Origin of the sequence: Vibrio sp. RE88 (genome assembly GCF_013113835.1) — a bacterium.
GTDB lineage: Bacteria > Pseudomonadota > Gammaproteobacteria > Enterobacterales > Vibrionaceae > Vibrio.
The window spans coordinates 199,508-225,130 of the sequence record NZ_VTYQ01000004.1; the positions used below are offsets into that span (position 1 = coordinate 199,508).

General features: G+C 46.3%; 23 protein-coding genes and 1 tRNA gene. 12 read left to right on the forward strand and 12 right to left on the reverse strand.

Annotated features, from left to right (window positions below; all coding sequences use genetic code 11):
* Nucleotides 1-30: 30 nt before the first annotated feature.
* Entirely contained in the window at nucleotides 31-1,956 is a 1,926-nt protein-coding gene (locus F0265_RS10990; RefSeq protein ID WP_171748915.1) for a DEAD/DEAH box helicase, read from the reverse strand.
* Nucleotides 1,957-2,266: 310 nt separating this feature from the next.
* On the opposite strand from F0265_RS10990, the gene F0265_RS10995 reads away from it, so the two are divergent.
* Nucleotides 2,267-3,424, forward strand: coding sequence for an FAD-dependent oxidoreductase (locus F0265_RS10995; protein ID WP_171748916.1), 1,158 nt, complete (start codon nucleotides 2,267-2,269; stop codon nucleotides 3,422-3,424).
* Nucleotides 3,425-3,664: 240 nt separating this feature from the next.
* Nucleotides 3,665-5,668: an exoribonuclease II gene (gene rnb / locus F0265_RS11000; protein WP_171748917.1), complete on the forward strand. Its 2,004-nt coding sequence runs from the start codon at nucleotides 3,665-3,667 to the stop codon at nucleotides 5,666-5,668.
* 81 nt (nucleotides 5,669-5,749) lie between these two features.
* Here rnb and F0265_RS11005 read toward each other — a convergent pair whose 3' ends face one another.
* Complete coding sequence (locus F0265_RS11005; protein ID WP_019277729.1) at nucleotides 5,750-6,103, reverse strand: DUF3024 domain-containing protein; 354 nt, start codon at nucleotides 6,101-6,103, stop codon at nucleotides 5,750-5,752.
* A 138-nt stretch (nucleotides 6,104-6,241) separates the two neighbouring features.
* Here F0265_RS11005 and F0265_RS11010 point away from each other — a divergent pair, with 138 nt between their 5' ends.
* Entirely contained in the window at nucleotides 6,242-7,060 is an 819-nt protein-coding gene (locus F0265_RS11010; RefSeq protein ID WP_006960614.1) for a phosphate ABC transporter substrate-binding protein, read from the forward strand.
* Between the two features lie 51 nt (nucleotides 7,061-7,111).
* On the opposite strand, the gene F0265_RS11015 is transcribed toward F0265_RS11010, so the two are convergent.
* A complete protein-coding gene (locus tag F0265_RS11015; RefSeq protein ID WP_171748918.1) occupies nucleotides 7,112-7,786 on the reverse strand; it encodes a MaoC family dehydratase in 675 nt (224 codons plus the stop codon).
* 308 nt (nucleotides 7,787-8,094) lie between these two features.
* On the opposite strand from F0265_RS11015, the gene F0265_RS11020 reads away from it, so the two are divergent.
* Nucleotides 8,095-8,185 (forward strand) — tRNA-Ser (locus tag F0265_RS11020).
* Between the two features lie 115 nt (nucleotides 8,186-8,300).
* Here F0265_RS11020 and F0265_RS11025 read toward each other — a convergent pair.
* Nucleotides 8,301-9,554 (reverse strand): peptidoglycan DD-metalloendopeptidase family protein, encoded by a 1,254-nt coding sequence (locus tag F0265_RS11025; RefSeq protein WP_171748919.1) that lies wholly within the window; start codon nucleotides 9,552-9,554, stop codon nucleotides 8,301-8,303.
* 121 nt (nucleotides 9,555-9,675) lie between these two features.
* Nucleotides 9,676-10,563, reverse strand: coding sequence for an AraC family transcriptional regulator (locus tag F0265_RS11030; protein WP_171748920.1), 888 nt, complete (start codon nucleotides 10,561-10,563; stop codon nucleotides 9,676-9,678).
* A gap of 189 nt (nucleotides 10,564-10,752) precedes the next feature.
* On the opposite strand from F0265_RS11030, the gene F0265_RS11035 reads away from it, so the two are divergent.
* On the forward strand, nucleotides 10,753-11,949 hold the full coding sequence (locus F0265_RS11035; RefSeq protein WP_171748921.1) for a sugar efflux transporter: 1,197 nt from the start codon (nucleotides 10,753-10,755) through the stop codon (nucleotides 11,947-11,949).
* A 39-nt stretch (nucleotides 11,950-11,988) separates the two neighbouring features.
* On the opposite strand, the gene F0265_RS11040 is transcribed toward F0265_RS11035, so the two are convergent.
* Genes F0265_RS11040 through F0265_RS11065 form a run of 6 tightly spaced genes read right to left on the reverse strand, consistent with a single transcriptional unit; the run spans nucleotide 11,989 to nucleotide 16,553 of the window.
* Nucleotides 11,989-12,771, reverse strand: coding sequence for a heme ABC transporter ATP-binding protein (locus F0265_RS11040; protein ID WP_038158284.1), 783 nt, complete (start codon nucleotides 12,769-12,771; stop codon nucleotides 11,989-11,991).
* Nucleotides 12,771-13,808, reverse strand: a complete 1,038-nt coding sequence (locus F0265_RS11045; protein ID WP_171748922.1) for an iron ABC transporter permease — start codon at nucleotides 13,806-13,808, stop codon at nucleotides 12,771-12,773. The genes F0265_RS11040 and F0265_RS11045 overlap by 1 nt, the downstream gene beginning before the upstream one ends.
* A 12-nt stretch (nucleotides 13,809-13,820) precedes the next feature.
* Nucleotides 13,821-14,675 carry a hemin ABC transporter substrate-binding protein gene (locus tag F0265_RS11050; protein ID WP_064486100.1) on the reverse strand — a complete coding sequence of 285 codons (855 nt, stop codon included), beginning with the start codon at nucleotides 14,673-14,675 and terminating at the stop codon, nucleotides 13,821-13,823.
* 8 nt (nucleotides 14,676-14,683) lie between these two features.
* Nucleotides 14,684-15,100, reverse strand: coding sequence for a biopolymer transporter ExbD (locus F0265_RS11055; RefSeq protein ID WP_040121398.1), 417 nt, complete (start codon nucleotides 15,098-15,100; stop codon nucleotides 14,684-14,686).
* Complete coding sequence (locus F0265_RS11060) at nucleotides 15,097-15,786, reverse strand: MotA/TolQ/ExbB proton channel family protein (protein ID WP_095664260.1); 690 nt, start codon at nucleotides 15,784-15,786, stop codon at nucleotides 15,097-15,099. The genes F0265_RS11055 and F0265_RS11060 overlap by 4 nt, the downstream gene beginning before the upstream one ends.
* Nucleotides 15,787-15,788: 2 nt before the next feature.
* Nucleotides 15,789-16,553, reverse strand: coding sequence for an energy transducer TonB (locus F0265_RS11065; RefSeq protein ID WP_171749134.1), 765 nt, complete (start codon nucleotides 16,551-16,553; stop codon nucleotides 15,789-15,791).
* 163 nt (nucleotides 16,554-16,716) lie between these two features.
* Here F0265_RS11065 and hutW point away from each other — a divergent pair, with 163 nt between their 5' ends.
* From hutW to F0265_RS11085, 4 genes are all read left to right on the forward strand, one after another.
* Nucleotides 16,717-18,090, forward strand: a complete 1,374-nt coding sequence (gene hutW / locus F0265_RS11070; RefSeq protein WP_171748923.1) for a heme anaerobic degradation radical SAM methyltransferase ChuW/HutW — start codon at nucleotides 16,717-16,719, stop codon at nucleotides 18,088-18,090.
* Between the two features lie 11 nt (nucleotides 18,091-18,101).
* Complete coding sequence (gene hutX / locus F0265_RS11075; RefSeq protein WP_171748924.1) at nucleotides 18,102-18,605, forward strand: heme utilization cystosolic carrier protein HutX; 504 nt, start codon at nucleotides 18,102-18,104, stop codon at nucleotides 18,603-18,605.
* 80 nt (nucleotides 18,606-18,685) lie between these two features.
* Nucleotides 18,686-19,216 (forward strand): heme utilization protein HutZ, encoded by a 531-nt coding sequence (gene hutZ, locus F0265_RS11080; RefSeq protein ID WP_006960636.1) that lies wholly within the window; start codon nucleotides 18,686-18,688, stop codon nucleotides 19,214-19,216.
* Between the two features lie 76 nt (nucleotides 19,217-19,292).
* On the forward strand, nucleotides 19,293-19,826 hold the full coding sequence (locus F0265_RS11085; protein WP_045985775.1) for an ATP:cob(I)alamin adenosyltransferase: 534 nt from the start codon (nucleotides 19,293-19,295) through the stop codon (nucleotides 19,824-19,826).
* Between the two features lie 63 nt (nucleotides 19,827-19,889).
* On the opposite strand, the gene malK is transcribed toward F0265_RS11085, so the two are convergent.
* Nucleotides 19,890-21,011 (reverse strand): maltose/maltodextrin ABC transporter ATP-binding protein MalK, encoded by a 1,122-nt coding sequence (gene malK, locus F0265_RS11090; RefSeq protein ID WP_045985776.1) that lies wholly within the window; start codon nucleotides 21,009-21,011, stop codon nucleotides 19,890-19,892.
* Between the two features lie 679 nt (nucleotides 21,012-21,690).
* On the opposite strand from malK, the gene malE reads away from it, so the two are divergent.
* The 3 genes from malE (at nucleotide 21,691) to malG (ending at nucleotide 25,418) form a co-directional block, all read left to right on the forward strand.
* On the forward strand, nucleotides 21,691-22,872 hold the full coding sequence (gene malE, locus F0265_RS11095; RefSeq protein ID WP_045985777.1) for a maltose/maltodextrin ABC transporter substrate-binding protein MalE: 1,182 nt from the start codon (nucleotides 21,691-21,693) through the stop codon (nucleotides 22,870-22,872).
* 72 nt (nucleotides 22,873-22,944) lie between these two features.
* Nucleotides 22,945-24,516: a maltose ABC transporter permease MalF gene (gene malF, locus F0265_RS11100; protein ID WP_045985778.1), complete on the forward strand. Its 1,572-nt coding sequence runs from the start codon at nucleotides 22,945-22,947 to the stop codon at nucleotides 24,514-24,516.
* A gap of 11 nt (nucleotides 24,517-24,527) precedes the next feature.
* Entirely contained in the window at nucleotides 24,528-25,418 is an 891-nt protein-coding gene (malG, locus tag F0265_RS11105; protein ID WP_006960645.1) for a maltose ABC transporter permease MalG, read from the forward strand.
* The last annotated feature ends 205 nt before the right edge of the window (nucleotides 25,419-25,623 follow it).

The following is a 25,623-nucleotide window of genomic DNA, read 5'->3' on the forward strand; positions in this document are numbered from 1 at the left end:
CGCTGGTGGGGCTTTTTTAATGCTAGCTAATTAAGCTTCGCTGCGACGGTCACGGCCATGACCACGTTCGCCACGGTAGTTACCGCGGTGGTCACCACCACGGTTACGATCGAAGCGACGTTCGCCATCACGACGGCCACCTTCGCGTCCACCACGACCGCCTTCGCGGTTACCACGGTAGCCACCTTCGCGGTTGCCGTCACGGTTACCACGGTAACCACCGTCACGACGACCACCGCCATCGCGACCACCACGACCACCATCACGGCCGCCGCCACGACGTGGTTCACGGAAATCGTTGAAGTCACATACTACTGCATCTACTTGCTTCTGGCGGATGCGTAGTTTGCGTAGCTTACCAGCAGTCTCAGAAGACATTGCTTTTGGTAGCTGAACGTAAGTTTCGCCTTGAGCAAGTTTGATTGCACCGATAGAACCTTTCGTTAGGCCCAGTTCGTTTGCAAGTGCACCAACAATGTCTTTAACCTGAACGCCTTGCTCACGACCAACCTGAAGCTGGTAAGTATCCCAGTCTTGGTTGTTGAAGTTGCGGTCACGACCACGACCGTCACGGCCACCTTCACGGCGCTCTTTACGACGTTGCTTGTCACGCTCAATCGCTTCAATCATTGGATCTTCGCCAATGTAGAATAGAGGACGCTTGCCTTGCTGGCGTTTCAGTAGGATTGCTGCAAGCGTTGCTGCATCAATCTCTAGTGTGTCTTGTAGCTTCTCTACAAGCTCACCGAATTTCTCAAGAGATTTGTGTTCTTTCTCTTGCTCTAGCTCAGCACCAAGTTTAACTAGACGAGCTTCTGCAACCTTGTCACGTAGTGGAAGTTGGATCTCTTCCATTGAAGACTTAGTCACGCGCTCGATAGTGCGAAGCATGCGAATTTGGTTAGTGCGAACTAGAAGGATCGCTTTACCTTTACGTCCAGCACGACCTGTACGGCCGATACGGTGGATGTAAGACTCAACATCGAATGGGATGTCGTAGTTAAATACATGAGTGATACGTGGAACATCAAGGCCACGTGCTACAACGTCAGTTGCAACTAAGATGTCGATAACACCTTGTTTGATGTGATCAACAGTACGCTCACGTAGAGACTGAGGAATGTCACCGTGTAGTGCAGATGCTTTGAAGCCGCGAGCACATAGCCAATCAGCAAGACGCTCAGTATCTTGACGAGTACGCACGAATACGATTGACGCGTCAGTCTCTTCTGTTTCTAGAAGACGAGACATTGCTTCGTCTTTCTCTACACCTTTAACAACCCAGAACTGCTGCTCTACTTTGTCTACAGTGTGGTTTTTACCTGCAACGTCGATAGTGATAGGGTCACGTAGGAAGCGCTCAACAATGTTTTTCAGCATTGGAGGCATAGTTGCAGAGAAGAGTACTCGTTGTGCTGATTCAGGAGCGTGCTCCATGATTTCAGTTACGTCATCAACGAAGCCCATGTTTAGCATTTCATCCGCTTCATCAAGAACGAATGTGTGTACTTCATCTAGGTGTAGACGTTCACGGTTGATAAGGTCTTGAACACGGCCTGGTGTACCAACCACAATGTGAGCACCGCTCTTAAGTGCACGCATTTGATCAACGATTGAAGCACCACCGTAGATTTCAAGCACTTTAAGGCCAGAAATGTTTTGACCAAGGTTCTTTATTTCAGCAGCAACCTGAATCGCTAGCTCACGAGTCGGCGCTAGAACGATGGCTTGTGGTTTACGCTGAGAAAGATCAAGCTTGTTCAGAAGTGGTAGAGAGAAAGCTGCAGTTTTACCAGTACCAGTTTGAGCTTTACCTAGTGCGTCAGTACCTTCCATCAGGTGTGGGATAGCCGCAGCCTGAATTGGAGTTGGTGAAACGAAACCCATTCCGTCAAGTGCAGAAAGGATAGAGTCGTTAAGCGCTAAGTCGCTAAACTGAATTACAGAATCTGTCATTGGGATCCTACTAAATTAATGTCAACAAAAGGTCCCACGAGCTCTACCAATTCCATTACCAATCCAGTTCTTTGCTGAATCCGTTCAGATGCGGATAAGTCGTAAATCGCATCAAGCCGCTAGGGACATATCTAAGGGGGCGGAATTATTCCCTAAATGCACAAAAAAAGCCAGAAAAAATTGAAATACATCACATATTTTTCTCACTATTGATTAAAGCGAGTATTCAATGACCAAAAATAGTGAATATATGAATCTATTAGCGCGCAAAATAGTCGTTATCAACTTTCGAAACGGATAGGTAATATCAATGGACAGGAGAAGTTTTACTAAACTTTGCGGCTTGCTCGGCATTAGTGCTGCCTTTCCGATAAGTGCTGCGCTCAGGTCACAACTGAAAAACACAAGAGTTGGCATTATTGGGGCTGGTGCTGCTGGAATGTGTACTGGTTATCTGCTCAAGGCACTTGGTGTTGAATATACCTTGTTTGAAGCATCATCGAGAGTTGGTGGGCGAATCAAAGAAGAAAACACATTCGCTGACTTTCCCTTATCAATGGGCGCAGAATGGTTACATGTCGCGCCGAGTGAGCTCGATCGTATCGCTCAAAAGTCAGTTAATGTTCGGCTTAGCCCATATCCAAAAACGGCCAAAGTTGCCTATTTTGAAGATGGAAGCCTCTATGAGGACGAAATCGGAGACTATCAGGATGCAAGATTTACCAACAGCAGTTGGCTTGGCTTCTTTGAGCAATATATATTGCCAGAAGTAAAATCCAATCTGCATTTCGATACTGAGATTACTCAAGTAAATTATGCTGACGCGGGCGTAGTGCTGACCGATAGCCGACAGAGGCAGCACAAGTTTGATGTTGTTGTCGTCACTGTTCCACTGCCAATCCTTCGCAATGAGCGCCTTCGCTTTTCACCCTCACTTCCAGACTACAAACGAGATGCGATAAATCAGGCTTCGTTTTGGGGAGGAATTAAGGTGTTTATTGAATTTGAGAACCACTTCTATCCGACGTTTTTAGCCTTTCCCGATAGCGAGACTGATGACGGCCAGTATCTTTATTACGATGCTGCTTACGGACACAATAGCTCTAAACACGTGATGGGTTTGTTTGCCGTTGGAAAGCAGGCTCGTCGCTATCAAAGCCTTAATGACGCTGACCTGATCAATCAAATCTTTGCCGACCTGACCCCTGTTTTTGGTGGGCAAGTTCGTCATAGTTACGTGAAGCATGCCGTACAAAATTGGAATGATGAGCCTTTCGCGATGGGGGCGTACCTTGCTGACAGCGCATCGTATCGCTGGCCGTCTAAATTGTTTAAACCTGTGAAGGGTAAAGTGTTCTTTGCCGGGGAAGCCTACCACACTGATGAAGAGGATTGGGGTGGGGTACACAATGCTGCGCGGGCGGCGCGAAATGTGGTCGAGATGATCACTAATCACAAGTTTGAATAATGGTGTTTTCTGTGGCGATACCTCAAAGCGTTGTCATTGTGGTTTTAGTATGAACAATCGATGATAAAACGCTTCTGCAATATACATTCAGCACATTACCTAGTACCATGTGGCGCAATAGATTGACTCCCAAAAATGGGCTCGTCACTACCTCGTGACGAAAGCTTATTGACTTGGGAACAACATAGCGCCGCATGCGTTTGGCATTCGGAATAAAGAACGAATTAGTTAGAAGTTAAAATGTTCCAAGATAACCCTCTACTGGCTCAACTTAAGCAGCAAATCCAGGAAACCCTTCCGAAGAAGGAAGGCACGATCAAAGCGACTGAAAAAGGCTTTGGTTTCTTAGAAGTCGACAGCAAGACCAGCTTCTTTATTCCGCCGCCATACATGAAAAAATGTATGCATGGTGACAAAGTAAAAGCCATCATCCGTACGGAAAAAGAGCGCGAAGTGGCGGAGCCAGAAGAGCTGTTGGAACAAGGCGTTACTCGCTTTATCGGCCGCGTTAAATTGTTTAAAGGCAAACTGAATGTTGCGCCTGATCACCCGCAGCTTAAAAAACTCTCTTTGAAAGCTAGGGTTAAAAAAGGCCTGAAAAGTGACGATTTTAAAGAAGGTGATTGGGTTGTTGCGCATTTAATTCGCCACCCATTGAAAGGCGATAACGGCTTTTTTGTCGAAATCTCAGAGAAGATCACTGATGCGGACGACAAAATCGCACCTTGGTGGGTAACGTTAGCGCAAAATGATCTACCAAACAGTGAACCTGCAGGTATCGACAACTGGGAAATCAAAGATGACGCGGAATTAGAACGTGTCGACATGACGCATGTGCCGTTTGTAACTATCGATGGTGAATCAACCAAAGATATGGACGATGCACTGTACGCGAAGAAGACTGAATCTGGTGATTTTGAGCTGACAATTGCGATTGCAGATCCAACGGCTTATATCACGCCGGACAGCGATATGGACAAGGTCGCCCGAGAGCGCGGCTTTACCATTTATCTTCCGGGTCGCAACATCCCTATGCTACCTCGTGATTTGGCTGATGAGCTGTGTTCTCTGATTGAAAACGAAGAACGTCCGGCACTGTGCTGTACAGTAACAATCAGCAAAGATGGTGTTATTGGCGATGACGTTAAGTTCTTCGCTGCGAACATCAAATCCCACGCACGTCTGGCTTATGATCATGTGTCTGATTGGCTTGAAACAGGTCAATCTGAAGCGTGGCAGCCAACGGAAGAGATTGCTGAAATTGTTCGTGACTTGTATGAGTTTTCTAAAGCTCGCGCTGAGTGGCGTGAAACGCACGCGGTAGTGTTCCCAGATCGCCCTGATTACCGATTCGAGCTAAGTGAAGATAACGACGTCGTGGCTATTCATGCAGATATGCGCCGCTCAGCGAATCGCTTGGTTGAAGAATCTATGATTACGGCAAACATCTGTGCAGGTAAAGCGCTGAAGGCGAGCTTTGATTCAGGTGTATTTAATACTCACGCAGGTTTCAAACCAGAAAAGATCGCTGACGTGATTGAGCTGGTTAACCCAGAAGGTGAGCTGCCATTTACCGCTGAGAGTGTGGTGACTCTGGAAGGGTTTGCGGAACTTCGTCGCTGGTTAGCAAAACAAGAGACGAGCTACCTCGATAACCGTATTCGTAAATACCAAGCTTACAGCGAAATTGGTAACCAACCTTTGCCTCACTATGCAATGGGCTTAGAGCTGTACGCAACATGGACCTCTCCAATTCGTAAGTACGGTGACATGATTAACCACCGTATGCTGAAAGCACACATTCTAGGTAAAGCGCCGGTACAAACAGCGGATGAAAGTGTTGGCGAAGAACTCGCACTGCATCGTAAACACCATAAGATTGCAGAGCGCAATGTTGGTGATTGGTTGTATGCTCGCACGTTAGCTGAAGAACCGGCAAAAGAGACGGTATTTAATGGCGAAATCTTTGACGTGTCTCGTGCAGGCATTCGCGTTCGCCTGATTGAAAATGGTGCTGCGGCGTTTGTTCCAGGCTCCTTGATTCTGGCAAACAAAGAACGTCTAGAATGCAATGGTGAAGCGGGTACTGTATCTATCGATAAGGAAGTTATCTACCGTTTGGGTGACGTGGTTGAATTGGTATTGAATGATGTCAACCAAGAAACACGCAGTATTGTCGCGAAGCCAACTCAAGTCTTTGAAGATGTAAAGGCACCTGAAGCAGCAGAAACACCAGCGGAATAATTCGATTCTTGATAAATAAAAGGGCGCTCAAAGCGCCCTTTTTTGATCGTGATTTCATGAGTAAATTAGACTAAGTCTAGATTAATCTTCCCAGAATACTGATTTAGGATCTTTGTCCACTTCACGCATAATGGCTGTAAGATCATGGCTTTGTGCTAGATAAGGGTAGGGCAACCAATTCTCTTCTTTCAATTCGTCAGCCATAAATAGCAGCCACGTACTGTGTTCATCGTTCCATTGCACTTTAGCCACAGGCAACATGTAGTCACAATGGGCGGAATCTAGCAAAAAGTGCTGTTTAATGAACACGACTCCGTTATCCGTCACTTCATAACTCGCTTTACCTAACTCGGCAGGCAAGCTTTTATTACGCTGTTCACAAATGACTTGTGCGCGGCTCTCTACTTGTTTTTGCAGCAAACTGACCAGTCCCATACCGGCTCCATTATTTTCGCTAACCTATTCATAGTATGTACAAGAATATGAAGAGTCTGCATAGGTTTTCACAAAAATGTCATCTAATCGAAATATGATAGCGCCAGTTAACTTATCCGCATCAGATTGGAGATTATTATGATTCGTGTTGCGCTGGCGGCAATATTGTCCTCTTCTTTACTTACTTTTCCTGCGCTAGCGAGTGAAGTCAATGTGTCTGGTTCAACGTCCGTGGCACGCGTAATGGACGTTTTGGCAGAAGATTTCAACACCACTCACCCTGATACTTATATTGCTGTTCAAGGCATCGGCTCTTCAGCAGGTATCACGTTGCTTAAAAAGGGCGTGGCTGACATCGGCATGAGTTCAAGATACCTAACGGAGAGCGAGCAGGATGAAACGCTCACGGTAACTCCATTGGCATTTGATGGTTTGGCGGTTGTTGTGAACAAGTCGAATCCGGTTCAGAATGTCAGCCGTGAGCAGCTATTTGATATCTATAAAGGCAAAATCACAAACTGGAAAGAGATTGGCGGTGCCGATCAGAAAATTGCCGTGGTAACGCGTGAAGCGTCTTCAGGCTCACGTTACAGCTTCGAGAGCCTGCTTGGATTAACTAAGATCGTCAACGGCCGTCAGGTCTCTGATATCAACCCAGACAACTTGGTGGTAAATAGCAATAGCATGGTGAAAACCATAGTGAACCACAATAAGCAGGCAATTGGCTTCATTTCGACTGGTTCTGTTGATAGCTCAATCAAGGCGATTCAATTTGAAGGGGTTGAAGCGAGCAGCCAGACGATTGCCAACCGCAAGTATGAGCTGTCACGTCCGTTTCTTGTTTTATACAAAAAAGCAAACTTAGGCAAAGATGCTCAGTCGTTTATTCAGTATCTGAAAGGTAAAGAAGCCAAAGCTCTAATAAGCGAGTATGGCTACACACCAATCAGTAAGTAATAGATACAAAAAAGGAGAGCATCGGCTCTCCTTTTTTTAAACTGTCAATCTTTAAAAGTGCAATTGAATCACGGATACCACCACGGCACCAGGGCGACGAACCCCTTCGATTTCTACTTTAATTTCGCGCTCTATTTCTAAGCCTTTGCGAATTGGCGTGATTTTCGATAGTCGGCTTACTGCACGAACTCGGCTGTCGGCTTTAACCGGATATGGGAAGCGAACCTGATTAAGACCAATATTCACCACCATTTTTGCAGTTGGGAATAACGTGTGGTCTGGATCGACACTGTCAGTTAATTTTGGCAGCATTGCCAGTGTCAAAAAGCCATGCGCGATGGTCGTTTTGAATGGAGATTCGCTTTCAGCACGCTCAGGATCGGTGTGGATCCATTGCATATCTTCCGTTACCTGGCCAAACTGGTTAATGCGCTCCTGAGACATGTCGAGCCAGTCACCTGTGTGAATAACTTCACCGAGCTTGCCTTGTAGTTCATCAAAGAGCTTTTGTGCTTCTGGCTTTAGCTCAATAGGTTTTGGTGCAGGTGCCTGCACTTCATCGTTGACTGCTGGGCGTTGCAGATCTCTGAGGCGAGTAAACAGGTGGCGGTTGTTTGTCTTGTGCAAAAACTCACCCCAATATTCACGTACAGCAGGAGAAACCCATTGCATGAGCTCTGAGTGCTGCTTATCACCACGATGTTTAAATAGGTCTGCGACTTTCATATAAACCTCAGAAATCTTATATTGATAAAGGTCAACCCGTTAATTTTGAAATACTTCACAATTATGTGCAATGACTTTCGGGCGTACATGTGTTATCTCAAAGTGCTATTTCTTATATAAATCAAAGGTTTTCTAATAAAACATTATTTTATTAGAAAATGCAGTTTAGAGTATTTACCCGTGTATTTGATTTCTTTTGACCATATTTGTCCCAAAAACCAGATGGTTAGTTTGTCGTCACTTAAACAGATAACTGCAAATTAATCCTTTACAAAACTCATGCCAATACCTAGTATACGTCCCGCAACGGAGAGATGGCTGAGTGGTTGAAAGCACCGGTCTTGAAAACCGGCATACGTTAATAGCGTATCTAGGGTTCAAATCCCTATCTCTCCGCCACTTTCGATAAAAAACCGCTGTTTATACAGCGGTTTTTTCGTATCTGGTCTATTAAGTCTGAGCTTAGCCCGTCTGGACCCATAGGGTGAGACTAGCTCTTTGTCCTTCTGCTTTTCTAAGCCTCTTTCTTTAGGCTCTTTTGCCGCGCGGCAACACTTGCGTCAAAGCTGGCAACTCGATCTGTGAATGCCGCTGACATGCTTTTAGGAATAGAAGTCGCTAACGGTAGATTGGCTTTCATTGGGTCAACGGCACGGTTTCTCACCAAGACTTCAAAGTGAAGGTGTGGCCCCGTCAAACGACCTGTTGCTCCAGACAGGGCGATCTTCTGTCCCCTCTTCACGTGCTGCCCTTTCTTAACCAGAAAACGGCTGAGGTGTAGGTAACGGGTTTTGTATACGCTGTTATGTTCGATAACCAGATATTTGCCTGCGTAGGGGTGGTTTCGTACAGCAATCACTTTTCCATCTCCCGTAGAGTAGATAGGAGTGCCGACCGGCGTAGCGAAATCGGTGCCGTTATGAGGTGAAATTCTGCCTGTGACCGGGTGCCTCCTTTTAGGGTTAAAAGGCGAGGTGATACGGCGATAGGCTTTGGTTATCGGGTATCGATCAAAGGCTTGCTCTAAGCTATTACCTTCTCTGTCATAAAAGCGTCCATCGTCAGCGAGAAAAGCGGCTATTTCGTGACTTCGCATCGACAAGGAAATCCCCTCAATTTCGGCATTCCCAGTTTTATGATCATCGAGGTACTGTTCTTTAATTAGAATGTTGAACGAATCACCCGCGCGCAGATCACGAGCGAAATTTACCTTGTCCCTTAACACTCGTGTGATGTTTGCGATTTGTGTTGTGCTTAATCCTAGGCGATGCGCCGCCACTGAGAAGCTGCCATTGACCTCACCAGAGTAGAGCTTTGAACGCCAGCTACCGGGCTGTTCATCAAAACGATAGCTAAATTGCCCACTGTCGTCTTTTTCGTAAGTTGCTTGCTCTACCAAACTCTCATGGAAGACCAGTGCGTTGAGTTTGCGTGTTTCATTATCAATAACGAACTCTAAATGATCGCCGGGTTTGATCGTATCCAGCTTAAGTGAAACCAGATCTGCTTCTAGAATGTGTTGTAGCGTCTGATAAGGCAGATGCCAAGCTGAGAAAATCGAACTTAATGTGTCACCCACTTTCACGATGTAGTGGACTTTCATCGGTTGAAACTTTGGAGCCACCGCATCGGGAAGAGATTGGTAGGGCACTATGGGGATTTTAATTTCAGGAGAGAGTGTCTCTTTGGTTGCTTCAACTTGAATGAATGCAGCGATGGAAAAGCAAGTAACAGCGATGAGTGCTAGTAGAGATCGTTTTGAAAGCATAGCAGGTGTTATCTATGAAATTATAGAAATGTTATAACATAACATTTGAGGTGTGTGTAGTGTTGTTGTGTCAATGGCAGTGCGCCGTATTGATTAAGGTGATGGCCTAAGTTGGGCAGTATTACAGAAATTGCTTACGAAATGCTGAAGGCGTTATGCCTTTCATGGTTTTAAACTGGCGATTGAAGTTAGAAAGATTCTGAAAACCTGTCAGTTCGGCAACTAGCGCGATTGGTTTTACTGAACTTGCGAGCACTTCACACGCTTTGCCTATTCGATACTGCTTTAAATGTTCGGAAAAACTTACCCCAAAATGCTTTTCATACATGCGATACAAAGAGCTCTCACTCATATGAAGAAGTTGGCAAAGATCGGAAACCTTTATAGGGCGGGCGTAGTGCTCCTCTATATACAACCTAGCTTGCTGAATTCTTTGATAGGACTCTTTATCATCTTCAAAGCGGTGTAAATGGTAGGGAGTCACTGAGAGGGTTTGCCGGCTTTGATCTTCCACTAGGAGCAAAACAATCTCCATGATTCTGACGGCCTGTATTGGCAGGGGTTGTTGCTCTAAGTCTTGAGTAATGACGTTGACTCTCTGGGCGGTTTCCTTACTAAACCTGACTCCGTAGGCGGCTTCTGTCAATATGCGTTTAAAGTGATGGGCTTCTGGAATCAGGTCTTGCAGTTTCTCTAGCCATTGGTGTTTAAACCAGATGACAACGGTGTGATGTGTGCCGTGTTCCTCTCGTGACAAACGACCACTCAGCATGTGCGGTAACCCCGGCCCGTATAACAGCAGTGTGTTGTGATCGATCTTACCCACCGCATCACCCGCAAAGTAATTACCTTCAAAGGCGTCGTGCGGATCTAGGTAGAGCACCAGTTCATATTCAGAATGGTAGTGCCAGGCACAGGCATACTCTTGCTTGATAACATCGCAACAATAGTGTTTGACCAACCAGTTAAAGCTAGGGTGATTGCTGATGTTTTCTATAAACGGTTTCAATTCGAAGTTCTCCCCTGACACCTTATTAGGCTAATGAAACTGCGCGAAAACTGTCAATGAAAATACATCTATTGGTGGAAAAGTATCAGATGTAGGTCGAATACTATTAATTTGGTCGTACGATACTATTTAAACTTAAGCGGTTTTCTAAAGTGAATCTCTATCTCCAGATAGCATAAAGAGCAGAATATGCATAAAGACAGAACCGCGATACTTTTTATAATCACAGCCTTCATTTCTGGGCTTTGTGGTGCCTTTTTTTACCCGCTCTCGAGCCTGTTTATAGTGGAAGCTTTAGGGGCTTCTCCAATGATGCTGTCTGTTTACATGGTGACAGCGGTTGTTAGCTCAGTGATTGTCTCGCAGGTCATAGCCTGCTACTCCGATCAGGGTTGGCAAAGAAAGCGAATACTGATGGTATCGTTGAGCTGCTATTTGGTGACCGTGGTGAGCTTTATCTTTATTCGCGAATTTTGGTTGGCGATAGTGGTTGTGACGCTATTTGGCAGTATCAGTGGTGCTTCTTTTGGTCAATTGTTTGCGCTAGGCAGAGAGTATGGCGACAGTCGGTTTGAAGATAGCACCAGCTTTTTGTCGATAATGCGGGCAGGGATTGCGATTGCTTGGGTATTTGGCCCTCCGGTGGCGTTTATCCTTAAAGCACAGTTTGGTTTCAATGCTTCTTTTGCTGCGTCTGCCTTTATTGTCTGTACAGCGATTGTCGTTATTGCATGCTACCTGCCAGATAGTGTTGTAAAGCCTGATATCGAAGCAAAAGATAAAGTGACAGCTCCTAGTTCAATAAACTTTCTGATTGTGTTGTATGCCTTTGTTGTGGTGTTCGCCTTTGCGGCAAACAACTTATACATCGTCAGTATGCCGCTCTATTTGTCTCAGGAGTTAAAAGTGGAAGCAAACTGGCTTGGAGTGCTGTTTGGAGTGGCAGCGTTGTGCGAGATCCCAGTCATGTTCTACGCCGGAAAGCTGGCTGCTAGGTTCGGTACCGTACGTGTTATGTCGGTCGGTTTGGTGAGTGGTTGTTTGTTCTTTGTGACTATGTTGATCGCAACAGACAAAGCCATGTTGATTGCTGCCCAGATCTTCAATGGCATTTTCATTGGTAGTTGTGCAACGTTGGGAATGGTTGCGCTACAGGACATGATGCGTGACAGGTTGGGAACTGCATCAACGCTGTTTTCAAATTTACTCAACGTTAGTATGTTAGCCGCCAGTTTAGCCGTTGGCATTGTTGGAGAGCTCTTCAGTTACTACAGTGCTTTTTATGTCTGCTTGTTCGCGATAGTGCTAGCGTATCTGCTGCTATCTCTATTCGCTTACAAGTTAAACAAAAAGCAACGCCAAGTACCGTGTCCAGCGACGGCTTAATCAACCAATGAAAAGGAGCGCTTGATGCGCTCCTTACTTTTATGCTGCTGGGTAAACCATGGGGAAATCCAGTGATGGATGTTTGTCTACCAAAGACTTATAACCGTAGACGGATTCAATCATTTCGGATGTCAGAGCTTCCCAAGGTGTTGCGTCACACACCAGCCCTCCGTCGTGCAGTACCACAAGGCGATCAGAATATTGAGCAGCCAAATTGAGGTCATGCAAGACCACGACTACGGCGGTGTTCTGCTCGTCTGCGAGTTGGCGAGCAATCTTCAACGTATTGTGTTGATGGGCCAGATCCAGCGCAGATGTTGGCTCATCAAGCATCAAAATTTTCTCATCGCCTGAGTGAGACAATTGAACTAATACGCGTGCGAGGTGCAGGCGCTGTTTTTCACCACCGGATAGAGAAGGGTAGAGGCGCTCGGCAAGGTGCCCAACATCCGTCATCTCCATGTATTGTTTTGCTAACGTTTGAGTCTCTTTGTTAGGCAGGTTAAGTGGAATAGCACCGAGCTCAACCACCTCATGCGCCAGAAACGGGAAGCTCAAGGTGCTGTGTTGAGGCAGCATTCCAAGATGTTTGGCTAGTGTGCCTGCTTGCCACTCTTCTCGATGCTTACCAAAATACTGAATGTTATTGTTGGATGGGATTTCACCACAGAGCAACTTGAGCAACGTACTCTTTCCTGCTCCATTGGGACCAAGTAACGCGGTCACTTCTCCTGCTTTAATCTTGATATCTACATCGTCCAAAACTTTGCGTTTGCCAAAACGCATTGAGATACCTTCACCGGACAGTACAACTTTTCCCATTACAAGATCTTCCCTTTTTGCTTGAACAGCAGATAGATAAAGAATGGCGCGCCAATGATAGCGGTGACGATACCAACAGGGAGTTCTGCGGGCGCTAAAGCCACTCGGGAGAACATATCAGCGAAGGTCAATAGCAAAGCTCCCATCAACGCAGAAATTGGTAGTAGGGTACGGTGATCTGGGCCAGACAACATCCGACCTAAATGCGGAATAACCAAACCAATGAAACCGATCATGCCAGATACGCTGACGGTCACGCCGACACCAATGGCAGTAAGCAGTATGAGTTGGCGTTTGAGCTTCTGTACGGGGATACCAAGGTGGTTGGCCTCTGCCTCACCCAGCAATAAGGCGTTGAGTGGCATAGATTTGCGCATAAAAATAACCATCAGTATCAATAGAGTGACGGCACAAAGCGTAATGCTGGTCCAGTTAGCACCAGCCAGAGAGCCCATTTGCCACAGCGATAAGTCCCGAAGCATCTGATCATTGGCGACAAAACTCATAAAGCCGATACCAGCGCCAGACAAAGCACTGATCGCTACACCCGCAAGAAGCATAATGGTCACTGAGGTTCCCATTTTGCTGGTCCCGAGCTTATACACCATGATGGTTGTCAGAGCGCCACCAAAGAAAGCGAAAAGAGGTACGGCGGCAAAGTTCATTAATTGAGGATAATCAATACTGAATTTTGCAAACATCACGATCGCGAAAGCGGCCCCCAAAGAAGCACCGGCAGAAACACCAATGATGCCCGGCTCTGCGAGTGGGTTACGAAACAGCCCTTGCATCACTGTGCCGCAAATCGCCAATATGGCACCTACCAGCATGCAAAGCACGGTTCTAGGGAAGCGAATCTCGTGAATGACCATATTGATGTGAGGCGCGAGATCGTTAGAGCGAATAATCAGACTGTATACGCTGTCCATAAAACTGATGTTCATGGGACCGACGGTCACAGAGGTTAACGCTGTCAGCGCCAGTATGGAGCCGAACAGCGTTAAAATTGCGGATAGAGGAATACGACGTAACAACATAAATACGGGCGTTTATTCTACGGTAGTCAGGATCTGGCTTAGGCGCTCAGCTTCAGAAAGACTCTTCAGACCAAGGCCGCCGACAAGTGCATGACCGTCAACAGTAATAATGTTCTTTGATTGACCAGCAGGTGTGGCCGCCAATAGTGGCATTTTAGCCAGAATGGCATCAGCGCCACCCATCTTCTCATAGCTACGACCACTAACCAGGATGACATCAGGTTGCATCTCTACCATGGCTTCGGTAGACAGTGGCTTGTATGAATCCAGCTTACTTGCCGCTGGGTTAATGCCTCCCGCCAGCTCGATGATCGCGTTTGGCGTTGTGCTTGCTCCCGCTACATTGGCCGGGCGTCCTTCATGAATCAGCAGAAACAGGACTTTTTTGGCTTCTTTGGTTTTAGCTTTGTTTTTCTCAAGGCTCGAAATCTGCTGGTTTACTTCCGCTTTGAGCGCTTCAGCGTTCTTCTGGCTATCGGTTAGCGCCGCGATTTCATCAATGCGTTCCAGCAAGCCTTCAGGAGTCGGTAGGGTATTGACGATATCGACTTCAACACCAGCGGTTTTTAGTTGGCTCAGGCTCGTTTCTGGCCCCATTTCATCGGAACCAATCAATCGTGTTGGGTTGAGTGCCATTAAGCCCTCAGAGGATAAACGGCGATGGTAACCAATCTTTGGAAGCTTTAGATCTTGTGGCAGTTCGCTGGTGACATCTACGGCAACCAGCTGGTTTTGCTGCTCTAAGGCGAGGATAAGTTCTGTCACCGCACTACCCGCACTGATGATACGTTCATTTGCCATTGCTGTTGCAGCAACTGCAGAAAGGGATAGGGCGGCAATTCCTTTGATCAATGTTTTCTTAAGCATAATAGACTCTATTGTTTTAATTCTTCCGTAAGTAGTTGTGTCGCCTGAATACCGTTTTCTTGTAAGAAGGCGAGTAGCTTGACGAGGTATTGCACGTCAGCGGTTTTCTCTGCACCAATCACTATCGGATGATTGTTTGATTTATGCTCTTCCAGCAGAGCAAGTTTGAAGTTTTCCCAATCAATGTATTCTTTGCCGTTGATTGCCCAGTAAGGCTCATTTTCGAGAATATTGACGGTAATAGACTTAGTATCCACTTCCGCGACCGCTTGTGAGTCAGTCGTTGGAAGATCGACTTCCAGTGAATCGAGCTTGACGGCTGCGGTGAGCATCAGGAACACCATGACGATAAAAATAATATCCAGTAGAGGAGTGAGATCAGGAGTTAGACCGAAGTTACTCTTCTCTTGTGATACTTTAATCATGATGACGCCTCGGTCACTGGTATTGGGGCTTTCGTTGATACTTGAGGTGAAACGTGTTGGAGACTGATGCCTTCCAACCACAAGTTAACGTAGTTGAGTGTGTGTTCTAGCTTCGCCATGACTTTATCCGCCCACAGGCCAAGTAACTGAGCGCCAGCAATGGCTGGTAGAGCGATCAGCAGGCCAGCAGCGGTTGTGCGCATTGCCAAACCAAGACCATCAGCGAGATCGTTGGGCGTGATACTGCCCGTTGATGCAGCAACACCTTTGAACATTTCAATAAGGCCAAGTACCGTCCCCAGCAGGCCAATTAATGGGCTGATCACACCGATGAGAGTCAGCAAACGAAGGCCAGAATTGAGTTGATGACGCTTTTCCTGAAGCCACATACCCGCGGCATCTTCACGCAAAACTTTGGAAAACGAATGGTGGGCTAACAGCATCGCTACGCCTTTATATAGCAGTGGGCGGCGTGGAGAGAGTTTCTCTGCTAGGGCTTCTAGTTGCTGCTTGTCGGAAGGGGAAATTTGGTTGAGCTCATTGCGGATAGCGCGCTTACCCACGCCCAGACTGATCATGACTTGAAACAAACGTTCGGTGATGATCATAACGGTTAATGCTGAACAAATGATCAGTGGCCATGTCATCAGGCCAAGCTGTTCTTGTAATTGATGTAGTTGTTCCATTGTTAATCCAATTTAAAGCGAACGGGTAATCTGACGCGGTGGGCCATTTTTTGTCCGTTAACGATGTGCGGGGAAAATTTCCACTTTTTGATGGCTTTCAGAGCAGAGTTATCCAAGATGGTTGCTCCGGAAGAAGAAATTAAGATTTGTCTGACCTGATCACCGTTCTCATCCAGCCAGACTTCATACATAGCTACGCCTTCAAGCTTTCTTTTCTGTGCGAGTCTTGGATAGACAGGTCGAGTCGGTTTAGATAAGAAGCTAGGTCTGTTTACCAGCACCGGTTCTTGGCTAACGCCTTGGTTTACCTCAGCAGGTTGAGGTTTCGCTTGTTCGACAACCTCTTTTTTCTTTTCTGGCTTTTCTACAGGTTTTTTAGCAACAGGCTGTTCTTGTGGTTTCTTCTGCGCTGTTTTCTTAACGGGTTTGTCGGCCTTTTTCTCAACCACCTTTTTCTGTTGTTTAGGTGCCTCTTTCTTTACTACCGGCTTCTCTTTCACCACCGGCTTTTTCACTGGCGGTTCGACTTTCGCCGGCTCAGCTGGTTTAGGAGGCTCAGGTGCTTCTACGGGTTGTTCAGCGACAGGCTCCGGTTCTGCTGGTGGTTGTGGAGTGGGTACGGCTTTGAAATTGATAGAGACCGTGGAAGATTGTGCACCAGCAGGCATCGCATGAAGCTTTGGTTCATCAGCGACAAAGAGAATTGCGGTATGAAGAGCAAGGGAAACGCCTCCTGCTATCGCATATCTTTTTAGGTTCACTACCAGCCTCACGAATGAATCATTTTTTACAACATGGAATGAGATTATTACTTACAATCGAAATAAGATCAATTATCAATTGCATTATCATTTATGCCATTTTATGATCGTTGGCAGTTTTGAAAGATTTAGCGCCAGCCCTTGTAGCATAAGCGTTAAGAGATGTTATGTGATGTTAGATATTTATAAATTTGATGAATCGATTTTGGGAGAGGATACGCCAGATCCACTGCGATTTGCGTTCCCCAAAAAGCATTCTGCTCATGCGGGCGGTATGGCATCTCCCATCATGCCTGAGCAAAAAGTGCCACTTCTCAACACCTTGTATGAACAACAAGGTCAACGTAACAAAAAGCGTTGCCTATACATTCATATTCCTTTCTGTCGGGTTCGATGTACTTTCTGCAATTTCTTCCAAAATGCTGCGAGTCGAAAACTGGTCGATGACTACTTCGAAGCACTGATTAATGAAATCAAACTGAAGAGCGCTTTGCCTTGGATACAGACCGGTGTTTTCCACGCCGTTTATATTGGTGGTGGAACGCCGACCGATCTCTCGGCTGAGCAGGTGGAACTCCTGGGTAAAGCCATTCGTCAGTACTTCCCGCTTTCTACAGATTGTGAGATCACCTTAGAAGGGCGAATCAATCGATTCAGCGACGAAATGTTTGAAAGAGCTCTGGAAGGCGGCTTTAACCGTTTCTCCTTTGGTATTCAGAGTTTTGATACCAAAGTCCGCCGTAGCGCAAAACGTCTGGATGATCGTGAAGTCGTCTTGGAGCGTGTCGCGCAGCTCTCTGCTACCGAAGAAGCGCCAATCATTCTCGACCTTCTATATGGTCTTCCGTATCAGACGCTAGATGTGTTTGAGCAGGACTTGAATGATTTCATGTCGACAGGCGCTCACGGGTTAGATCTCTATCAGCTTGTGGTCGGTGGAACCGCGCCGATGCTGAATTTGGTTGAAAAAGGCAAGATGCCACCACCAGCAACGACACCAGATAAAGCATCAATGTATGAACTTGGCGTCGCTTTTATGGACAAACATTATATGAGCCAGCTAAGTGTTAACCACTGGGCAAGAGACAATCGAGAGCGCAGCCAGTACAACAGCCTCGCTAAGACATACGCTGAAGTATTACCTATCGGTTGTGGCGCTGGTGGCAACATTGGTGGTTATGGAATGATGAACCACCGTACATTAGAAACTTACATGAACGCGATGAAGTCTGGTGATTCAGTCGTCGCGATGATGACCAAGCAGCATACGCTGGAACCTTTGTTTGCTGCCATCAAGTCTGGTTTCGATAAAGGTGTCGTTAGCCGTCATCAACTACCTTTATTAGCAGGTGAAGATACGTTTGATTTCTTTATGCCGCTGTTTGAAGTATGGCAGAACAAAGGCTTAGCCCGCATTGAAGGAGATTACCTAGCGTTGACTTTAGCTGGCAGCTTCTGGGCAGTCAGTCTGGCGCAAGCCTGCATTCAAGTATTGCAAAAAACACATTCTGAAGTAACCGCGTCACACAAAGTGGCACTCTAAGTGGAATTATTATGGAAGCACTAAAACAACAAGTCGCTCAACTGATCGAGCAAGAACCGACACTTCTACCTGCTGCAATTGCAGAGCGTTTAGAGGTGTCTGAATTCGAAGCGGTAGCGGCTCTACCAGAAGAGATGATTGCTTTGGCTCCGGGAGAGCAGGCTCAGTCTTTCTTGGAAAACTTGGTCGGTTTTGGCCCAGTGACAACCATTGTTCATTCGTTCGGTTCAATCTTTGAAGTGAAGGCCCCATTCCCGAAAGGCAAAGTTGCTCGAGGCTACTACAACCTGATGGGTAAAGAAGGCGAGATTCATGGTCATCTTAAGTTAGACAACGTGAAAAATATTGCGTTAGTTAGCAAGCCGTTCATGGGGCGTGAGAGTCACTACTTTGGCTTTTTCTGTGAACAAGGTAATAACATTTTTAAAATCTATCTAGGACGCAACGAAAAGCGTGAGCTGATCGCTGAACAGGTAGAAACATTCAAGCAGTGGCAGCAAGAGCTACGCAAATAAATAGGAGCTCCGGCATGACAGGTTATGCCGGAAGCCAACATTATTAGAAATAAAAAGTATTGAAAAGTCAGGAGTTCAAAATGGATCCACAAGTAAAACAAGAGCGTCTTCAAGGTCGTCTTGGTCCGGAAATCAAAGAGTTTCGCCAAGAGCGCCGCACGCTTCAGCTAGCCACCGTTGATGCTGATGGTCAACCGAACGTGAGCTACGCGCCATTTGTTCAAAACCAGGAAGGTTATTTCATTCTGATCTCGGAAATTGCGCGCCACGCTCGCAACCTTCAGGTTAACCCAAATGTTTCTATCATGATGATCGAAGACGAAGATACGTCAAAGCAGCTGTTTGCGCGTAAGCGTCTGACATTTGATGCGGTAGCAACCGTCGTTGACCGAGAGTCTGAGCAGTGGCAACAAATTGTGGGCCAGATGAAAGAGCGCTTCGGTGAAATCATTGATGGTCTGAGCCAACTGCAAGACTTTGTTCTTTTCAACCTGAAAGCGGAGAAAGGTCTGTTTGTAAAAGGCTTTGGTCAAGCTTATCAGGTATCAGGTGATGATCTGGTTGATTTTGTCCACCTTGAAGAAGGACATAAGCAGGTAGAAAACGCTTAAGCTGTCCAATTAAGTCGAAAACTGTCTGATAAGGGAGCTATACTGGCTCCCTTTGTTGTATCTGAAAGGGAAAAGCGTGAAACCTGTAAGCAAGGATCATGGGGAAATTTGTTATCCCTTTATTTATGAAGACAGCCCAGTGTGTGACTTTGAGATTGCGGCGGATGAGCTGTGTACAAGGATTGGTCTGGTCCTGACGATGGAGCTGGATGACTATAGCCGAGATGTGCTGCAACGAGTCCAGCCTTATGTTTATCACTTGAATGGTTCGGTGCGAGGAAAACTGGCAATTTTTGAGGATAACCTGCAGGAGCTTTATCATGATTACAATACACTGCGTGAAAAGCTAGACGGAGGTTTTAAAGGCTTTGTATTGCCCGGAGGGCATCCTATTTCAGCAGAGTTGCATTTGTGCAGGACACAAGCGAAGAAAGTTGTCCGTGCTCTTGTAGCGGTCGAACATGCGGGTAAAAAATCGCCTGATCCTATTTTGTTTCGATATGCTAATCTGCTAGCGAATGTCATGTATACGCTGGCTTCTTATACCAACCGCATGCACCAAGTCGTTGAAACGGAATTCGTTAGCAAAAGTTATCCAATGCCAAAATAGTATGGGGTAACGGAAATGAAAACGCCCGGCATTGAGCCGGGCGTTGTTTTAATCGGTTGTCGATTACGCTTCGAAATCGACACCTGCTTCTTTGTACAGGCGGCGACACGCTTTACCGTCACTGTGGAACAAGTGACAACGGTGTGCTGGAATACCTACCATCAGTTTGTCGCCAGCTTCTACCGCAAGCGTGTCTGGTTGGCGATAGATCATATCTGCGTCGGCCGCATCAATGTGCATGTACACCTGAGTTTCGTTACCCAACTTCTCTACGATGTTGACTTCACCTTCGATAGCGGCGTCACCTTGATCGGCTGGAAGCAAGTGTTCTGGGCGCACACCCAACGACATACGCTCGCCACGTGTTACCGTGCGGCCATCAACCGGAATCCAGAACGCGGTGCCGTTAGCCAACTGAACCATGACGCGATCGTCTTCTACCGCTTCAATGAAGACACTCATGAAGTTCATCTTAGGTGAGCCGATGAAGCCTGCTACAAAGCGATTTTGAGGGTAATGGTACAGCTCAAGTGGTTTACCAACCTGAGCCACATAGCCTGCGTCCAATACCACGATCTTATCGGCCATAGTCATAGCTTCTACCTGATCGTGAGTTACGTAAATCATTGTACAACCTAGCTTGCGCTGAAGTTTAGTGATTTCAGAACGCATCTGAACACGCAAAGCAGCATCTAGGTTTGATAGTGGTTCATCCAGAAGGAAAACATTAGGTTGAGAAACCAGAGTACGACCAATTGCCACACGCTGACGCTGACCACCTGAAAGGGCTTTTGGCTGGCGATCCAGAAGGTGACTAAGTTGAAGAATTTCCGCTGCGTGTTCAACGCGCTTGTCGATTTCACCTTTATCGGCTTTCGCCAGTTTGAGGCCAAACGACATGTTGTCGTACAAGTTCAGGTGTGGGTATAACGCGTAAGATTGGAATACCATGCCTACGCCGCGCTGAGAAGGCTCAACGTCATTCATACGCTCTTGACCAATGTAAAGATCACCTGAAGTGATGTCTTCTAGACCAGCAATACAACGTAGCAGAGTTGATTTACCACAGCCCGACGGACCTACGAAGACAACAAACTCGCCTTCTTGAATGTCCAGATCAACGTTCTTTGAGATTAAAACGTCGCCATAAGCTTTACATACATTTTTTAACGTGACACTCGCCATCTAGCTCGCCCTCGATCAATATTTTTATTTTACTGCCCATCATTATATGAATTATCGCGCGAGCAGTAAGTGTAGGAATTCGGTAAGGTGAATTGAAGTGTAAGAAAATAAGGGTGATGGATTCAATCGCATCACCCGTCAAAGCCAAAATAAAGTTCGCTTCCCCCGTATGAAAGTAACTGTCTCCCCCGTTGAATCCAAACTGGTAATGACACCAGAATTACTACGAACATCTACTTCATAACAGCGAACCCCACGGCATTGCAAACCAGCTTTAGTTCGATTGCAAAGCAATCATAAACGCACTGGAAAGGGTTCTTACCATCCACTCTTGGATGACTGTAGTTTGGCTTTATTGCCCTGTTACTGCATCCTCCTGATGCTTTTTTTTATAGGGGTAGTAGGCGGGGAGTAGGGAGAGGAGGGCTGATCGCACGGAGTTAGATCGAGTTCAAAGAAATCTTGGGTTTGATAGTGAAATCGATCACGTTAAGCATCATTTTTGTGATTCTTGTCGCCTTCGTCGAAGGATGACGATCACGAAAATAGGCCATAATACCGAGGGCGTAGGGAGTAGGAGGATGAGCTAATTGACAGTTTAGCTAAGAATATATGTCGAAATACGGTGAAACCTCTGAACGGTGGAGCCCTACAACACAAATATAAAAAGGATATGATCATGAAAAATGCCCTAAGCACAGTGGCACTAGGTACCCTAGTTGCTCTTGGCTCATTTGGTGCAAATGCTGCTATCGAAGAAGGTCAATTAACTATCTGGATCAACGGCGATAAAGGTTACAACGGACTTGCTGAAGTAGGAAAACAGTTCGAAGAAGAAACGGGGATCAAAGTAACAGTTGCTCACCCAGATGCACTTCAAGACAAGTTCCCTCAAACTGCGGCGACCGGTGATGGTCCTGATATTGTGTTCTGGGCTCACGACCGTTTTGGTGGTTACGCTGAAGCAGGTCTTCTAAGTGAAATTAAGCCGTCTAAAGAAGTGAAAGAAGGCATCGTAGACTTCGCGTGGGATGCGGTTAAATACAACGGCAAAATCATCGGTTACCCAGTTGCGGTTGAATCTCTGTCTCTTATCTACAACAAAGACCTAGTGCCAAACCCACCTAAGAGCTGGGAAGAAGTTGAAGCACTCGACACCAAGCTGAAGAAAGAAGGCAAGTCTGCCATCATGTGGAACCTGAAAGAACCGTACTTCACATGGCCACTAATGGCGGCTGACGGTGGTTACGCGTTCAAATACGGCGCTGAAGGCTACGACATCAAAGATGCGGGTATCGCGAACGATGGCGTAAAAGACGCAATGAACTTTGTAAAAGGTCTGGTAGACAAAGGCGTGATCTCTTCTGATATGGATTACTCAGTTTCTGAGTCTGCGTTTAACCAGGGCAACACAGCGATGACCATCAACGGCCCTTGGGCTTGGGGTAACATCGAGAAATCAGGTATCAACTACGGTGTTACAACTCTGCCTAAATTCAATGGCCAATCTTCTAAGCCGTTCGTTGGTGTTCTGACTGCGGGTATCAGCACTGCGTCTCCAAACAAAGACCTAGCGGTTGAGTTCATTGAAAACTACCTGCTGACAAACGATGGCCTGCGTAAAGTGAACAATGACAAGCCATTGGGTGCGGTTGCTCTGAACTCTTTCCAACGTGAGCTAGACTCAGATAAACGTATTGCAGCGACAATGGACAACGCGATGAATGGCGAAATCATGCCAAACATCCCACAAATGAACGCGTTCTGGGGCAGTGCTAAGAACGCCATCATCAACATCGTTGATGGTCGTCAGTCTGTAGATGCAGCACTGGCTGACGCAGAAAAACAAATGACAAAATAATTGTCGACCTTTTTAAGGAGGGGGTAACCCCTCCTTCATTTCTTTGTTTTATTATCGCTAGCAGGTTCTTTTATGCAGTCAGTTCAAGGTACAGATGCTATGACATCACCAACAACGAGCTTGCCTTCAAGTAAAAATGTATTCATAAAGTGGGCGCTTCTTGGCTCAGTCGGTATTCTTAATGGCTACGCGACGATTCTAATGTATTCACGTGGTGAGATTGCGTTCGCACTTCTTACCCTTATCGTAACCGCACTTGCTCTTTATATCTTTGGTAGTAAAAAGACTTACGCACATCGCTACATTTACCCAGGTATCGCAGGCATGATTTTATTCATCCTGTTCCCGCTGGCGTATACCGTTGGTCTTGCCTTCACTAACTACAGTGCGAAAAACCAGCTTTCCTTTGAACGTGCTCAGTCTGTTTTGCTTGATCGTACTTATCAAAGTGGTGATAGCTACCCGTTCTCTCTGATCAAGACAGAGAATGGTCACCGCATCTCTGTGAAGAAAGGTGACCAGCTGCTGGCAACGGAAGAATTTAACCTCGCTACTTTGTCTGGTGATATGTCGTTGTCTCCCGTTGAGCAGGTAGAGGGTGAAAAAGAGAAAATTAAAGCCATCATCAAGAACAAATCTGTTCTTGGCTCTGTAGACCTGCACATGCCGTCAGGTGAAGACATCCGTATGAGTGGTTTACGCAAGTTTGCCGCTGTGGTGCCTCTGTATACGCTGCAAGCGGACGGAGAAACGCTTCATAACAATGAAAACGGTGAATATTTACGTCCAAACAACGATGTCGGTTTCTACCAATCAGTGGATGAGAATGGTCAATTCTATGGCTCAACCGTCTCACCAGGCTTCATTGTAACGATTGGTACTGATAACTTTGAGCGTGTCTGGAAAGATGACGGCATCAAAGAACCCTTCATCAGTATTTTCATCTGGACGATTGTGTTTTCGGCAGTCAGTGTCGCTCTGACGGTTCTGATTGGTTTGGTTTTGGCAAGTGTTGTTCAGTGGGAAGAGCTGAAAGGGCGAGCTATTTATCGCGTACTGCTGATTCTGCCTTATGCTGTTCCGGCATTTATCTCGATTCTTATCTTCAAAGGTTTGTTCAACCAGAGCTTTGGTGAAGTGAACATGGTCTTGGAGGCGATGTTTGGTATCAGCCCAACGTGGTTCTCTGACCCGTTTTTGGCAAAATTGATGATCATTATCGTGAACACTTGGTTAGGTTTCCCTTACATGATGATTCTGTGTATGGGTCTACTCAAAGCGATTCCAGAAGATTTGTATGAAGCATCGGCGATTGACGGAGCAAACTTTATCGACAACTTCCGTCGTATTACGCTGCCACTGATGATCAAACCACTGACGCCACTACTAATTGCGAGCTTTGCGTTTAACTTCAACAACTTTGTATTGATTCAGCTTCTGACTCAAGGTGGTCCGAACATGATTGGTACGTCGGAGCCTGCTGGCTACACAGACCTACTAGTAAACTACACGTACCGCATCGCATTTGAAGGTGCTGGTGGTCAGGACTTTGGCCTGGCAAGTGCAATCGCTACGCTTATCTTCTTGTTGGTTGGTGCACTCGCGCTATTGAACCTTCGCGTAACAAAAGTAGCTCAGGACTAAGGAGAGACACAATGGCAATGGTACAAGGCAAGTCATTAAAATACCGTGTTTGGGCTACTCACATCGCAATGTGGGCGTTCCTAGCACTGATTATCTTCCCGCTGTTGATGATCATCGCGATTTCCTTCCGTGAAGGTAACTTCGCAACGGGGAGCATTATTCCAGAAAACCCATCTTTAGAGCACTGGAAGCTGGCATTAGGTTTCTCCGTGACTAATGCTGACGGTTCGGTTACTCCACCGCCATTCCCTGTTCTAACATGGCTATGGAACTCGGTAAAAGTCGCAGGCATTAGCTCGATTCTTATCGTGACACTGTCTACAACCTCGGCATACGCGTTTGCACGTATGAGGTTCAAAGGTAAGAACACCATCCTTAAGGCGATGATGATCTTTCAGATGTTCCCAGCTGTACTGGCATTGGTGGCGATTTATGCGCTATTTGACAAGCTAGGCCAGTATATTCCATTCCTAGGTCTGAACACGCATGGCGGTTTGATCTTCTCATACCTCGGTGGTATCGCGCTTCATGTGTGGACGATTAAGGGGTACTTCGAGACGATTGATAATTCGCTCGAAGAAGCAGCAGCATTGGACGGCGCAACACCTTGGCAGGCATTCCGATTGGTTCTACTTCCTCTGTCGGTGCCAATTCTTGCGGTAGTATTTATTTTGTCATTCATTATGGTGGTCGGTGAAGTTCCGGTGGCATCTTTGCTACTTTCTGATGTAAACTCATACACATTAGCGGTTGGTATGCAGCAGTATCTTTACCCTCAGAACTATCTATGGGGTGATTTCGCAGCAGCAGCAGTATTGTCTGCACTACCAATTACCATCGTATTCTTACTTGCGCAGCGCTGGTTGGTCGGAGGATTAACCGCCGGTGGTGTGAAAGGTTAATAAGAACGATAAGGGCGACCGCGAGGTCGCCCATTTTGTTTCTCGACTTAACACTTTTGGTTTGGCCGCCGATCAGTTAAGAAGAGGGCAAAACTGGCGTTACGCATAGCTGGCTGTTAGCTTAGATTCCTTACTATTTCACTACTAACAGTTTTTGTAACCAAAACCCGAGCTTACTCGGGTTTTTTTATACCTGTGGTATATC